Source organism: Bacteroidia bacterium (assembly GCA_039924845.1).
In the GTDB taxonomy this organism is placed as follows: domain Bacteria; phylum Bacteroidota; class Bacteroidia; order DATLTG01; family DATLTG01; genus DATLTG01.
Map to the genome: position 1 here is coordinate 23875 of JBDTAC010000098.1, position 14065 is coordinate 37939.

A 14065-nucleotide genomic window follows, 5' to 3' on the forward strand; every position below is an offset into this window, starting at 1 on the left:
TTTATTGATACGATGAAGAATTGTTGTGCTTTCTATACAACAAACGCAACAGAGAAGGAAAAATAATCAGTAAAAGCGGCAGTGCTATCGTAAATCCTCCGATTACGGCAATGGCTAAAGGTTGGTGCAATTGTGCCCCTGTTCCGATACCCATTGCTAAAGGGAGCAATGCAATGATAGCGCCGATTGCGGTCATTAATTTAGGGCGTAAACGTGTTGAAATGGAATACACCAAGGCATCGTCCACAGAATTTGTTTGTAGCGAATCTTGAAATTGTTGAAAGGTAAAAATGGCATTTTCACCAATGATTCCGACAATCATAATTAAACCCGTATAACTTCCTACATTAAGCGGTGTGTGCGTAATATACAGCGCCAACAAACTTCCGGCATCACCCAAAAGGGCGATGAATAAAATGAGGAGTGCTACTTTAAAATCTCTGTATAGAAAAAGAATAACGGTAAACACCAATAAACTAGCGGTAAAAAGTATTTGCAATAATTCCAAAAAAGATTGTTGTTGTTGTTGGTACGAGCCTCCATAAGTGATACTGTATCCTTGCGGCAAATGAATGTTTTCTGCAATTTGTTTTTTAATGTCTTTGATAACGCTACCCAAATCACGGTTGTCTAAGCGAGCGGTTACAAGCGCTACCGATTGGTTATTTTCGCGCTGTATTTCAGCCACACCGCTTTGAATTTGAACGTTTGCCAATTCTCCAATCGGCTTTAATTTTCCGTCCGGCAAAAAAATAAATTCATTTTTGATGTGCTGAACAGTTGCATCTTTATTGTCGGGATAAACCATCCGAATGTCTGTCATTTGCTGCTTTTCCATGATTTGCCCAACAACAGAACCCTTCAATTGAGTTTCCATCTGAAATTGAAAATCAGAAGGTGTGATTTGGTATTGTGCCAATTTTATAAAATTAGGCTTGATCTCAATATTAGGACCAGCTATTACAACGCCATCAAATACATCGGCAGTACCTTTTACTTTAGTAACCAAACCAGCTACAACACTTGCGGTTTGGTTAAGATACGCGGGATCGCTTCCGAAAATTTTTATTTCTATCGGCTGTGTCGAACTCATTAAATCTCCCAAAATATCTTCGATTCTTTGTCCGAAATCCACGCGCAAAGCAGGTTGCGAACTTTCTATTGTTTGTCGGATGGCATCAATCACTTGATCCGTAGTGCGTTTTCTTTTCTTTTTAAGTTGGATGAGATAATCTCCAGTATTGGGTTCCGTAATAAAAAATCCCATTTGTGTCCCAGTTCTGCGAGCATAACTTTCTACTTCGGGTATCGCCAAGATTTTCTTTTCAACTTGACACAGCATGGAGTCTGTTTGTTGAAGGGAGGTTCCGGGCGGACTGGAATAATCCATAGCAATAGTACCTTCGTCCATTTGGGGCAAAAATCCAGTTTCTAATTTTGGTAAAATCAGCCATACGGCGAAAATTAATCCAACTATAATCGCTAAACTAATTATGGGTCTTTTGATAAAAAAAGAAATCCATTTTTGTTTTTTTATGGGATGCGGAAGTGCTTCTGAAAAATTATTTTTTGAACGCTCTTTTTTACGTGCAAAAATTAAATACACTACCGGCAAACAAATCCAGGTTACGAAAAAAGAACAAATCAATGTAATAATCATTGTATTGGTGAGCACTTTAAAATACGCCCCAGCAATGCCTGTCATCATTTCAAAAGGAATAAAAATAACAATGGTGCTGATGGACGAACTAATCATGGAAGGTAAAATATAACGCACAGCTTTGTTGACAACCGAAGAAGGAGCCTCGTTCGGATGTTCTTCTGAAACGCGGAAAATTTGTTCCATAACAACAATGGCATCGTCAATGATGAGTCCTATGGATGCAGCAATAGCACCCAAGGTGATAATATTTAAAGTATAATGCATCGCATAAACCACCGTAAATGAGAGCGCTAATGTTATCGGAATAGTAACTAAAACGGTAAGGCTTGCTTTTAGTGAACGTAAAAAAATAAAAACTACCAAAATGGCTAAGACAAGTCCGAGCCACAAACTATCGCTTACACTTTTCACAGCATCGGTAACGAAATCTGATTGATCGTAATAAGGAACCAATTTTACATCTTCCGGAAGCATTTTTTGCAACTCGTTTACTTTCGCTCTTAACTGATTTGCCAAATCAATTAAATTGGCTTTCGGTTGTTTTAAAATATCTACCAGAATCGCTTCTTTGCTATTCGCATTTATTTTTATGTATTCTATTTTTTGTTGAATCTCTACCGTAGCAATGTCTTTTAAAGTAACGATGCGTTTTCCATCATTTCGCAACACCACATTTTCCAATTCATCTTTCGTGTAAATACCAGCATCCGTGAGCGTGAGATACAATCTGCGGTAATCATTTGTGTAGCCATTTGATTTGATAAAATTAGTGGCATTGAGCGCATCATTTATCATGGCAGGTGTAATCCCCAATGCGCTCATCTTTTGTGCATGCAGTTCTATCCAATACTCTTTTGTTTTTCCTCCGCTTACTTCAATGGATGAAATTCCGACTACTTGCGAAAGATATGGCTTGATTAAATGTTCCGCAATCAATCTTAATTCAATCGGACTTTTATTCGCGCTTTCTACCGTGTATCCCATTACAGGAGCGGTGGAAGGACTCATTTTTTCTACCTTAATTTGTGTTCCAGCAGGTAAGTCGCTTCGTATTTGATTAATATAGGATTCGGCTTGTTGGCGACTTGTTTCCACATTCGCATTCCAATCCAAGAAAATAGATATTTCGCAACTACCGCGACTCGTAGTGCTTCGGATGCGTTGTAAATCCGGAATTTTTTTTAAGATATTCTCCAAAGGTTTTGTAATCGTGAGCATCATTTTATCCACTGGCTGCTCGCCGTCATCTACAATCACTTTTATTTTCGGAAACGTAATTTCTGGTAATAAAGAAGTTTCGATACGCGTATAAAAAAGCACACCTCCAGCAATGAGAAGTGCCATAATTACGGCAATCGGACTCTTATATCTCAAAAAAAAGTTTTTCACGGCTGTATTATTTTAACACTTGCAGTATCTGCCAATCCATAATTTCCTGAAAAAATAATTTTATCGGACGGTGAAAAAGTAGGCGAAATAATTTCTACTTTATCGTTTGTTTCAATCCCTTTTTTTACCGGAATTTTTACTGCCGTGCTGTCGTTTATTAATTTCATTATCCAAAAAGAAGTTTCTGTTTCGTTTGTTAATACTGCGGTTTTGGGCAATACAAAAGCTTGTTTGGCGGCTGTTTTCGGAATCGTTATTTTAGCGATAAGATTTTCCGGAAGTGATATATCAGACATTGCTTTCACAATATAATTTTCCGTTTGAGACGCAGCATCCATCGTTGGCAAACGGCTGTCGATACGAGCTTTTATAACTTCGCTATCTGGCAAAATAATACTGCAAGGCATCGTTGTTTTTACGTAGTTATGCAACTCATAAGGCACGTTTAGTAGAAATACCAAACTGCTTTCGTCCGCAATAAGACAAAGCGGATCGCCGTCTTGCACATAATCTCCTTTTTGGTGATTTACAGCAGTAATTATTCCTTCTTTGTTGGCGGTGATTTTCAGCATCCCTGAAAAGGAAAAAAGAGAATCGGTTTTCGCATCAATAGCGGATGCTTCCTTCGTTTGGAGAATAAAAAGGACTTGCCCTTTTTTTATTTTATCGCCCACATTTACTTCCACATTTCTGATATATCCATTGGCATTAGCGCGTGCTGCATCTTTTATCAGAAAGGAGGAAGTGGCACTGAGCGTAAGTTGATCTGAAATAGTTTCTTGAGAAATATGCGTAACGCGCACAGCTACGATGGCTTTAGAATCCGTATCTCCGCTATCGTCCGAGGAAATCGTATTGGATTTACATCCCGATAAAAGTGAAAGGATAAATGCAAAAGATAAAATGGCACTTCGAAAAATTATTTTTTTCATCGTTCTTTTTTTGGGAAATAATTACCAGTTCCAATAATTTAGTTCGTTAATCAAACTTAGTTTTTTTAATTGTTCTTGATTTAATTGTGCTTGAATAATCAATTGGTTTTTTACGGCAATAACAAATTCCGTTACAGCTATGGTGCCTTGTTCCATTTGTTTTTTAGATACGTCAATTAACGTTTGCGAAGTAATCAATTGCTCGTTTAGTTGTTGAACAATCGCATTCACAGCCACTAATTCATTCTCCGTACGTGCTATTTCTGCGGCGTGATGGTTTATAAAATATTTTTTGTATCCGTTCCGAGTATCTTCCGAAATTTTTAATTTTTGTTCCTCCAACTGACGCTGTTTTCCATCATAAATCGGCATCGAAAAATTTAATCCGAAACTGGTTCCCACGTGTTGATAAATCATATCGTACGAAGCAGAATTAATTCCGGCATCTGCAAACCAGCTTAATTTAGGCTTATAGTGAAGCGAAATTAAATTTTGAGCATTGGTAATTTTTAAACTATCAATAGTAAATTGCATAAAAAATGGAGCAGAAAATGAATTAGAAGTAAGGTTCCTTTTAACCAAAGGTGCTTCCATCGAAACGCTTGAAGTATCGTTAATGCCACACAATAAATTTAATTCAGACACTGCTTTTTTATAATCTTCTTGTAATTGCAACGCATTTATTTGCTCGGATTGCATTTCAATTTTAAAATTCAAATAATCGGATGGCTTGTAAATCCCTTTGTTTAAAAGCTGTTTCAAAATAATTTCTTCTGCTTTCAACATTGATAAATTATTTTTTTCGACCTTGCATTGCTCCTGAAAAGTATATGCTGCAATGTAATCCGCTACAATATTTTTTTGCAAATCGTGTGTACTCATTTGTTTGGAGATGCCCAGCGATTGACCATTTAACACTACTTGTTGCATTTCCGTTTCTTTGTTTTTTTTAGGCGTAAAATCCTGTGAAACACTGATAACAGAAGAATACAGTCCGCCGTTGGTAATTGCATTGTCATATCCATAACCGTTGATAATAGGCGCGAACATCAATTGTCCATACAAATTTACTTTCGGTTTATAGCCTGTTTTTAATTTTAAACTATCTATGTTGTTAGAAAGGACTTGATTGCTGTAATCCTTTAAAAACGGGCTGTTTTCACGCCCTTGGAGTAAGTAATAATCTAAATTAGTAGTTTGTGCATTTGCGGAATAAACTGCAAAAAAACAAAGGATGAATAGGAAATAAGTGTTTTTGAAAAAACGCATAGTTTTGAAAGAAATTCAAATATCGAAAAATAAACAAAGCGAAATTAAAATTCAATTTTGTATTTATTCTGGATAAATTTAGAAAATTCTAAAAGACTCCTTTTCCAGCGTTGTATTGGTGTGTTATTTTTTCTTTTCTTTACGTCATAAATTAAGAAAAAAACAAGATGAAATTTGATAAACATATTTTTATTTGCACCAACCAACGCGCTGCAGATTCGGAACGTAAAAGTTGTGGAGAAGCCCATGGATTGGAATTAGTAGCCGCTTTCAAAAAAGCCTTAAAAGAAAAACAATTACCGATAAAAGTGCGTGCGCAAAAAGCAGGCTGCTTGGATATTTGTAATTTCGGACCTACTTTGGTGGTGTATCCTGAAGGCGTTTTTTATGTGAATGTGCAACTCTCGGATGTAGCGGAAATTATTGAGGAACACATTGTGAATAATCGTCCAGTGAAACGCTTGGTGCTGGATAAATCAAAGTATTGATGGAAGAAAATCAACTTTCCGAGTATTTTAAAAACGCGGAAATTATCCAACAAACGGCACAACAAACGCAAAAAGATTTCGGGATGTTGAACTTCGAAATTTTATTTTCAGGAAATCAGGAAACCGCTTATCAGGAATTGTTCGTGCAAATACAAACCATTGTTTGCAAGCTTTTACAGCAGAATTACCAACAATTGATGGACGTTCTTTATCGCATCGACGTAAGTGAAAAAAAAATTTCCGAAACACTTAAAAATCTGGATGCAAAAACATTACCCGATATCATTACTGCGCTAATTTTAAATCGAGAATTGCAAAAAGTGATTATCCGAAACACGTATTCTCTTAAGTAATTAAAGACTTGAATTTTTGTTACTTCATGAAAAAGGAAATTAAAGGAAAACAGATTCAAAAAATTATTTTTTCGAAGCCATTTTTAATTCAACAAAAAAGGTGTTTGAAAAATTAATTTTTCAAACACCTTTTTACCAATCTATTTCGCGAAAAAATTATTTCACAAAAAGTAATTCTCTGTATTTCGGTAAGGACCACATTTCATCGTCTACCAATAATTCCAATTTATCTACATTATAACGAATGGTTTCGAAATGCGGTTTTACTTTTTCGCAATACGCAATGGCTTGTTTTTTATGATCGGTAATGACATTTGCTTTTTTACGTTCTTCCGTCATATCGTCCACATTTTTTTTAATGGTAGAAATACGTTCTGAAATTTCGCGGATCATTTCCATTTGTGCAGCGGTGGCTTTTTTAAATTCGGCAGCATCAAACAATTGTTTAATTCCGTTTACATTATCCACAACTATTTTTTGGTATTTAATAGCGGTCGGAATAATATGACTAAGCGCCAACTCTGCCATCACACGCGATTCTATCTGAATTTTTTTGGTGTACGTTTCTAAATAAATATCGTGTCGTGCTTCTTGTTCGCGATCCGACATTATATTTAAAGATTCAAACAAATGAACTGTTTTCTTATTTAAGAAGGCATCCAAGGCATTGGGCGTAGTTTTAATATTACTCAAGCCGCGTTTTTCAGCTTCTTTCACCCATTCGTCTCCATAACCATTTCCTTCAAAACGAATGTTTTTTGATTTCACAATATAATCGCGCAATACTTGGAAAATGGCTTCGTCTTTGTCTTCGCCTTTATGGATAATTGTATCTACTTCTTTTTTAAATTCGATGAGTTGATTCGCCATAATCGTGTTTAACACAATCATTGGTCCTGCGCAATTAGCAGAAGATCCAACGGCTCTGAATTCAAATTTATTTCCAGTAAACGCAAAAGGAGAAGTCCGGTTTCTATCGGTATTGTCCAATAAAATATCTGGAATTTTTCCAATGCCTAATTTAAGTGCCGTTTTTTCATCCGGACTCATTTTTCCAGATTTTACTTTCTTCTCCAAATCATCTAACACTTGCGTTAATTGTGTTCCGATAAAAATACTCATAATTGCTGGCGGAGCCTCATTAGCACCTAAACGGTGATCATTGTTTGCCGAAGCAATGCTGGCGCGCAATAAATCGGAATGGTCGTGCACCGCTTTTATTGTATTGATAAAAAAGGTAAGAAATTGCAAATTGGTCTTAGGCGTTTTCCCAGGAGAAAGTAAATTTTTTCCGGTATTAGTGCCCATGCTCCAATTGTTGTGTTTCCCGCTTCCATTTACTCCTGCGAAAGGTTTTTCGTGCAATAACACTCTAAAATGATGTTTTTTTGCAATTTTTTCGAGTAAATCCATTAATAATTGATTGTGATCTACCGCCAAATTACATTCTTCAAAAATCGGAGCGCACTCAAATTGATTTGGAGCTACTTCGTTGTGGCGCGTTTTAACAGGAATTCCCAAACGATGCGATTCAATTTCGAAAGCACGCATAAAAGAGGAAATTCGTTTTGGGATGGAACCAAAGTAATGATCTTCCAACTGCTGCCCTTTCGCTGGCGCATGACCAAACAAAGTTCTTCCTGTCATGGCTAAATCTGGACGCGCATTGTACAAAGCTTCGTCCACCAAAAAATATTCTTGCTCCCAACCTAAAGTAGCCGTTACTTTATTTACGTTTTTATCAAAATACTGACACACATCTACCGCCGCTTTATCCAATATATTCAAGGCTTTTAATAAAGGAGTTTTATAATCCAAAGCCTCTCCTGTATAGGAAACAAAAATAGTAGGAATACACAAAGCTCTGCCAATAACGAAAGCCGGAGAAGTAGGATCCCAAGCCGTATAACCGCGAGCTTCAAAAGTATTTCGGATTCCTCCGCTCGGAAAACTGGAAGCATCCGGTTCTTGTTGAACCAATTGCGAACCTCCAAATTTTTCAATGGCGCTACCATCTTCAGTTGTTTCAAAAAAAGCATCGTGTTTTTCAGCAGTAGTACCAGTTAATGGCTGAAACCAATGAGTATAATGTGTGGCACCTTTATTCACAGCCCACGCTTTCATAGAAGCAGCTACTTGATCCGCCATTTTGCGATCAATGCGCGTGCCTTTTTCAATCGCGTTCATGACGCTTTCGTAAGCTTCGTCCGAAAGATATTCTTTCATCGCTTTTTTACCGAAAACGCTTTCGCCATAATAATCGGATACTTTTACAGAAGGCAATTCTACGTGAACAGGCGCGTGTTTACGAGCTTCTTCTAATGAGGTAAATCTTAAAGAGGTCATATTATTTTGTTTTTTAGATGAGGTTTTATTTTGATGCTGCAAAAATAATTTTTTCAAAGCACATTTTATAAAAAAGGTGATTTATTTTATTAACACCCCTATTTTTTGATACTTATTAAATTTAAAATGAATAAATATGAATAACACCCCCTATTTTTTAAGGTAGAATAAATAAAAAGTATATAAATAGGTTTAAGATATAGAGATAAGCTTAAGCGAAAGAGTGTTTACCTGACGAAATTGCGACTCACTCTGTCGCGGACGACACTTCGGGTATGGAAACTGAAGCTCGCACCTTGGTGGACGATATTGAAATAAAAAACTAGGGTCTGTACAGACCTTATAAGTCAAAAGAACTTAAGAGAAAATAGCTGATAAAATTCAAGGCTTGGATTCCTCATTTCATTTTAGCTTCCCGAAAGCTATTCATCTGGTGATTTCCTCGCATACGCTCGGAAATACCGAATTCATCACGCTTTCATTTTGTTAAAATTTTATTCGAAATCCGATGACATTGTTTTGGACAGATAAAGTAAGAGGCTATTGAATCATCGTACCTCCTCGCAACGATTGCAATACCTTACGAAAAAGGATGCGACTTGATGATCTCAATATCTTTCTTAATCAATTTACTGATGTCTTTTAAATAAGGCATCTCATCTTGCGTACAAAAAGAAATAGCGATACCGCTGGAACCTGCTCTGCCTGTTCTGCCAATACGGTGAACATACGTTTCCGCTTGCTCCGGCAATTCGTAATTTATTACATGTGATATTTTATCTACATCAATTCCGCGAGAAGCAATATCTGTAGCTACAAGCACACGAATGGTTCTGTCTTTAAATCCCTTCAAAGCTCTTTCACGCGCATTTTGCGATTTATTACCATGTATAGCCTCGGCTTTAATACCAATGCTATTTAAATCTTTTACTACCTTATCGGCACCATGTTTAGTACGTGTAAATACCAAAGCACTTTCAATGGTACTGCTCTTTAGTAGATGTTTTAATAAATTACGTTTACTTTCTTTGTTCACATAATAAACTGATTGCTTAACTAATGTAGTGGTGGATGAAACAGGTGTAACCGCCACACTTACTGGGCTTTTAAGAATGGTGTTTGCCAGCTTCATAATATCCGGTGCAGCTGTTGCTGAAAAGAACATGGTATGTCTTTTTGCCGGAAGCTTAGTTATTACCTTTTTTATATCGTTGATAAAACCCATATCCAACATACGATCGGCTTCATCCAGTACAAAAAACTCGATATTGTTTAGTTTAATAAAGCCTTGTTGCATAAGGTCTAATAACCTACCGGGCGTTGCTACCAACACATCGGCGCCATGCCTAATAGCTGCCACCTGCTTATTTTGATTGACACCGCCAAACACCGTAGTGTGCGATATACCCAAGTTTTTACCATAGATTAAAATGTTTTCGCTAATCTGTATCGCCAACTCGCGTGTCGGCGCAAGTATAAGTGCCTTAATTGTTTTTTGCGGAACAGCCTTTTTACTGGCGTGCAATAATTGCAAAATAGGTAAAGCAAAAGCCGCTGTTTTACCAGTGCCTGTTTGTGCGCATCCAAAAATATCTTTTCCAGCTAATATATGCGGAATGGCTTGTTGTTGAATGGGAGTGGGTTCTTTATACCCTTTTTTATCTAAAGCTATAGTAAGCTCTTTAATAAGTTTTAAATCGTTAAATGTCATTAATTGTTTTTTTTAATTTATATATAAATACACACAGGTTTATGTGTCTATAGACATAACCTGATTAATCTGAAAAGAAATTGTAAAATAAATCGAATGGTGAAATCGGAATACAAACGGATGGAGATACAATCTTCTTATTGATGGGGCAAAGATACACAATTAATTTGGATTGCCCTATTTGCTTAGAAAGCACAACATAAAATATGCAAAAACCTTATCTCCCACTGGAGTGGAACAGTAATTTCATCCTCCGCTTGAAGAGGTTGCTGCCACAGGTAGACGAGAGAGGAAATACATTCTACACACAACTTGCAGCGTTAATTATTTTACTGTCAACGTCAATTATTTTGGTGATAGCGTCGTTTATTTTACTGAGAGCATTAATAATTTTGGTGTCAGCGTCAATTATTTTACTGAGAGCATCAATTATTTTGGTGACAGCATCGTTTATTTTACTGAGAGCATTAATAATTTTGTTGTCAGCGTCATTTATTTGGGTGTGAGCATCAATTATTTCACTGTCAGTGTCGTTTATTTTGGTGGCAGCATCATTAATTTTGTTGCCAGCGTCAATAATTTTAGTGACAGCATCAATTATTTTACTGCGAGCATGGGTCTGTTTAGAGAACTATGTCTTTAGCTTTCTAACTAACCGGCATGGATGGATTGTGATTTTTTTCAAGTTAAAGACTTAATAAAATCGTGAAGTTCCGAACGTATATGGGGGATTATGCTTTCTTGATTTTTTTGTTTCTTTTTGGATCAAGCCAAAAGATAATAATAGAATTTTACTTCTTCTTTACTTTTGTCTTACAAACAAAAGAAAGAAGGCTAAATAAAACCATTGCTTTTTTGTTCGATTCAAAGAATTTTTTTTTACGTTCTTTTTTCTTGAAAAAAAAGAACCAAAAATTCAAGGCTTGGCTTTCTCATTTCATTTTAGCTTCCTGAAAGCTATTCATCGGGTGATTTCCTCGCACGCTCGGAACTTCCCGAATTCATCACGCTTTCATTTTGCTAAAATTTTTTCGTAGACAGATAAAAGACTACTTTTGATAAATGGCACTAAAGGAAATAGTAATCAAAGTTGACAACGACAAGATTCACTTGAATCCCAAGTTGACTGTCCCTATCCAACAGACAAACATTCCAATTGGACACATGAAGTTTCGGACAAATAAAGACATCTTTTGGAAAGTTGAATTAGTTGCATACAACGAAGACGCGAAATGTTGGAAAGTAAAAGTTACTGACTACTTCGCTAACGACATCAAAAATTTTGACAGGCAAAAATCAACGAAAGAAGTTGAGAGAATTGCATTTGAAAAATTTGATTGGCTAAAATTTGAAAGTCATCTTATCCACTATCATAAAATAAAAATGATTGAAGTTTTGGATAATCACGATGCAGATAGATTTTTCAGGGAAAAACCGAAACTAAAAACTACTCCAGCAATTTCAATCGCTGACTTGCAAAAACATAAAGTTGAAATAAATCTTCCTCAAACATTTCAGAACACTACTCCCTTTGTTCCAACAGAACACAAGCCAATAATTGAAACATTTAAAGTTGAATTCAGCGTTTACTTTACCGATGCTCACTTTATGCTTGGCTATGTAGCATTCAACAAACACATCAAAGAAGTTAGCAGCAAGATACATTTCAAAATAAAAAACGAATTTATTCTTGCAGAGTTTGACAATATAAAATCATGGTTCGCAAAAATTCTAAAGACAAGAAAGTTTAAAGTGGTTGCTTCAATCAAAACAACAGACGGAAAGTATACTGATGCAACTGCAACTTCTTCTCAAATAGAAATGATAACCTCCGAATTGATTGATAGCATAAAATATCAGCGGACAATTTCCTTGACAAAATCACCAAGAGTTAACACAACAGACAAATCTCTTTTCACAGCAGAGGAAATTTTTGGCGACCAAATTTCTGAAGACATTGAAGGAAATGTTTTTAAGCAAACAGAACAGGACATTTTGCGTTTTTTGGTTGACCATCACAAAATCAGAAACAGAAAGCAACTTGAATATTTATCGGGCAAGCAATCAGAGAAAAACAAATTGCGCTTCACATTGCATCCCAACTTTGGTTTTCTGTTTCTATTGGAAGGCAAGGAGAACAATCATTTCGTTTGGGAACTTCTCAATACTCATGCAACTTACATTTGGTGCATTGACAAATCAGACAGAGAAATTGAATTTCAATTCAAGAGAATAGAGGATTCAGTTAACACAATCAGAAATAGCGGACGAGAAAATTACAAACGGGCTTACAGAAATAATCACCATGACAGCGACCTTGCATTTACTGTAATTGAACATGATGACATTGCTTCTGATTTTGTTGATGACTTTGTAAAATGGAAACATAAATTAAATGAGCAACTTACATGACAAATTAAACCGACTATTCCAGAATCACTGCACATCCTCAATAGTTATTTTCTTTCCATTAAATTCGGTAGCATCTCCTTTTTTTAATCCCAATAAAGCTTGTCCAATGGGCGAATTCGGAGAAATAAGAAAATAAGTAGAATACATTAAATCAATCTTGCTCGTACTAATCGCCAAATAATAAATACCGTAATTGGTAAAAACCAATGCGCCCAATTGAACGGTGCTAAGTTTTAATGTTGGTTTAATTAGGCTTAATCCTATTGTTAATTTTTGTGCTTCCGCCAATTGTTTGCTTTTTTGTTCCACTTCCAATTGCATCATCGCGCGGGCAGTATCGTGTTTATCGCCAGCCGTACTTTTAGTTTCCGAATTGGCAGACTCCTGCGATGACGAAATAGAATCCTGAATTGTTTTAATTCGGTTTTGCACATAATTCACACAATGCTGATATAAAACTTCTTTAATATTCGAGGACATTTCATCTTTAATTGATCAATGCGAAGGTAAGAGAATTGTATTGCTTCGGTTTGTTGTGCGAATAAAATTTTTGATAGACAAGAGCAAAGGATTTATTAATTTTGGACAAGTAAAAGGAGAAAAAACATATAGCATGTTAGCAGAAAAAAGTAATCTGGAAAAAACAAGACTGCACATTCGCAATAAAAACCGTGAGCGCTATGATTTAGCTGCATTGATAATTGCTATTCCTGAATTAACAGCTTATATAAAACCGAATAAATATGGCGGAGATTCGGTTGATTTCACGAATCCTATTGCGGTAAAACTATTAAATAGAGCACTGTTAAGTCATTATTACGGAGTCAAACATTGGGAATTTCCAGATGAGAATTTATGTCCACCAATACCTGGAAGAGCAGATTACCTTCACTATATCGCGGATTTGTTAGTCGAAAATAATTCTGGGATTATTCCAAAGGGCGATAAAATTACCTGTCTGGATGTGGGTGTAGGAGCAAATTGTATTTACCCTATCATTGGCGTAACGGAATACGATTGGAAATTTATCGGCTCTGATGTTGATCCCAAATCAATTAAATCAGCACAGCATATTGTTGCAGCTAATCCATCACTTACGGATAAAGTAGAATGTAGAATCCAAAAAAAGAAAGAAGAAATTTTTTACGGAATAATCGGCAAAGAAGAGAAAATTGATTGTACGATTTGTAATCCACCTTTTCATTCTTCTTCGCAAGAAGCTCAAAAAAGCACACAAAGAAAAGTGATGAATCTATCTGGAAAAAGAACAAAAATACCGACACTCAATTTTGCAGGAATTAACCATGAATTAATATTTGAAGGCGGAGAATATATGTTCATTCGTACGATGGTTATGGAAAGTAAACGATTCGCTAAAAACTGTTTATGGTTTTCAACCTTAGTCTCTAAAAGTTCGAATCTAAAAGAAATTTACAAGGTATTGGAAGAAATGAATGCACTTCAAGTAAAAACAATCCCGATGGAAACGGGTAATAAATCTA

General features: G+C 35.9%; 10 protein-coding genes. 4 read left to right on the plus strand and 6 right to left on the minus strand.

Features of this window, described 5'->3' with window-relative positions; translation table 11 throughout:
- Nucleotide 1: 1 nt before the first annotated feature.
- The 3 genes from ABIZ51_11835 to ABIZ51_11845 are packed head-to-tail and all read right to left on the minus strand — an operon-like array spanning nucleotide 2 to nucleotide 5253.
- Nucleotides 2-3037: an efflux RND transporter permease subunit gene (locus tag ABIZ51_11835; GenBank protein ID MEO7089475.1), complete on the minus strand. Its 3036-nt coding sequence runs from the start codon at nucleotides 3035-3037 to the stop codon at nucleotides 2-4.
- A gap of 11 nt (nucleotides 3038-3048) precedes the next feature.
- Nucleotides 3049-3984: an efflux RND transporter periplasmic adaptor subunit gene (locus ABIZ51_11840; protein MEO7089476.1), complete on the minus strand. Its 936-nt coding sequence runs from the start codon at nucleotides 3982-3984 to the stop codon at nucleotides 3049-3051.
- Nucleotides 3985-4005: 21 nt separating this feature from the next.
- Nucleotides 4006-5253: a TolC family protein gene (locus ABIZ51_11845; protein ID MEO7089477.1), complete on the minus strand. Its 1248-nt coding sequence runs from the start codon at nucleotides 5251-5253 to the stop codon at nucleotides 4006-4008.
- A 167-nt stretch (nucleotides 5254-5420) separates the two neighbouring features.
- Between ABIZ51_11845 and ABIZ51_11850 the strand changes: the two genes are divergently transcribed.
- Nucleotides 5421-5741, plus strand: a complete 321-nt coding sequence (locus ABIZ51_11850; GenBank protein ID MEO7089478.1) for a (2Fe-2S) ferredoxin domain-containing protein — start codon at nucleotides 5421-5423, stop codon at nucleotides 5739-5741.
- Nucleotides 5741-6094, plus strand: a complete 354-nt coding sequence (locus ABIZ51_11855) for a hypothetical protein (protein ID MEO7089479.1) — start codon at nucleotides 5741-5743, stop codon at nucleotides 6092-6094. The genes ABIZ51_11850 and ABIZ51_11855 overlap by 1 nt, the downstream gene beginning before the upstream one ends.
- A gap of 156 nt (nucleotides 6095-6250) precedes the next feature.
- Here the strand turns inward: ABIZ51_11855 and ABIZ51_11860 are convergent, their stop codons facing one another.
- Together ABIZ51_11860 and ABIZ51_11865 are read right to left on the minus strand one after the other, a co-directional pair.
- A complete protein-coding gene (locus ABIZ51_11860) occupies nucleotides 6251-8440 on the minus strand; it encodes a glutamine synthetase III (protein MEO7089480.1) in 2190 nt (729 codons plus the stop codon).
- Nucleotides 8441-9020: 580 nt separating this feature from the next.
- Complete coding sequence (locus ABIZ51_11865) at nucleotides 9021-10151, minus strand: DEAD/DEAH box helicase (protein ID MEO7089481.1); 1131 nt, start codon at nucleotides 10149-10151, stop codon at nucleotides 9021-9023.
- 1062 nt (nucleotides 10152-11213) lie between these two features.
- Between ABIZ51_11865 and ABIZ51_11870 the strand changes: the two genes are divergently transcribed.
- Nucleotides 11214-12563 (plus strand): hypothetical protein, encoded by a 1350-nt coding sequence (locus tag ABIZ51_11870; GenBank protein MEO7089482.1) that lies wholly within the window; start codon nucleotides 11214-11216, stop codon nucleotides 12561-12563.
- A gap of 24 nt (nucleotides 12564-12587) precedes the next feature.
- On the opposite strand, the gene ABIZ51_11875 is transcribed toward ABIZ51_11870, so the two are convergent.
- Nucleotides 12588-13043 (minus strand): GreA/GreB family elongation factor, encoded by a 456-nt coding sequence (locus ABIZ51_11875; GenBank protein MEO7089483.1) that lies wholly within the window; start codon nucleotides 13041-13043, stop codon nucleotides 12588-12590.
- A gap of 70 nt (nucleotides 13044-13113) precedes the next feature.
- Between ABIZ51_11875 and rlmF the strand changes: the two genes are divergently transcribed.
- Nucleotides 13114-14065, plus strand: a 952-nt coding sequence (gene rlmF, locus ABIZ51_11880) for a 23S rRNA (adenine(1618)-N(6))-methyltransferase RlmF (protein MEO7089484.1), incomplete at its 3' end; no start/stop codon positions are given.

Bases quoted from the DNA above. Each gene is read 5' to 3' on its own strand.
- ABIZ51_11840 (MEO7089476.1), bottom strand. From the start codon at position 3,984: ATGAAAAAAATAATTTTTCGAAGTGCCATTTTATCTTTTGCATTTATC.
- ABIZ51_11845 (MEO7089477.1), bottom strand. From the start codon at position 5,253: ATGCGTTTTTTCAAAAACACTTATTTCCTATTCATCCTTTGTTTTTTT.
- ABIZ51_11850 (MEO7089478.1), top strand. From the start codon at position 5,421: ATGAAATTTGATAAACATATTTTTATTTGCACCAACCAACGCGCTGCA.
- ABIZ51_11855 (MEO7089479.1), top strand. From the start codon at position 5,741: ATGGAAGAAAATCAACTTTCCGAGTATTTTAAAAACGCGGAAATTATC.
- ABIZ51_11860 (MEO7089480.1), bottom strand. From the start codon at position 8,440: ATGACCTCTTTAAGATTTACCTCATTAGAAGAAGCTCGTAAACACGCG.
- ABIZ51_11865 (MEO7089481.1), bottom strand. From the start codon at position 10,151: ATGACATTTAACGATTTAAAACTTATTAAAGAGCTTACTATAGCTTTA.
- ABIZ51_11870 (MEO7089482.1), top strand. From the start codon at position 11,214: ATGGCACTAAAGGAAATAGTAATCAAAGTTGACAACGACAAGATTCAC.
- ABIZ51_11875 (MEO7089483.1), bottom strand. From the start codon at position 13,043: ATGTCCTCGAATATTAAAGAAGTTTTATATCAGCATTGTGTGAATTAT.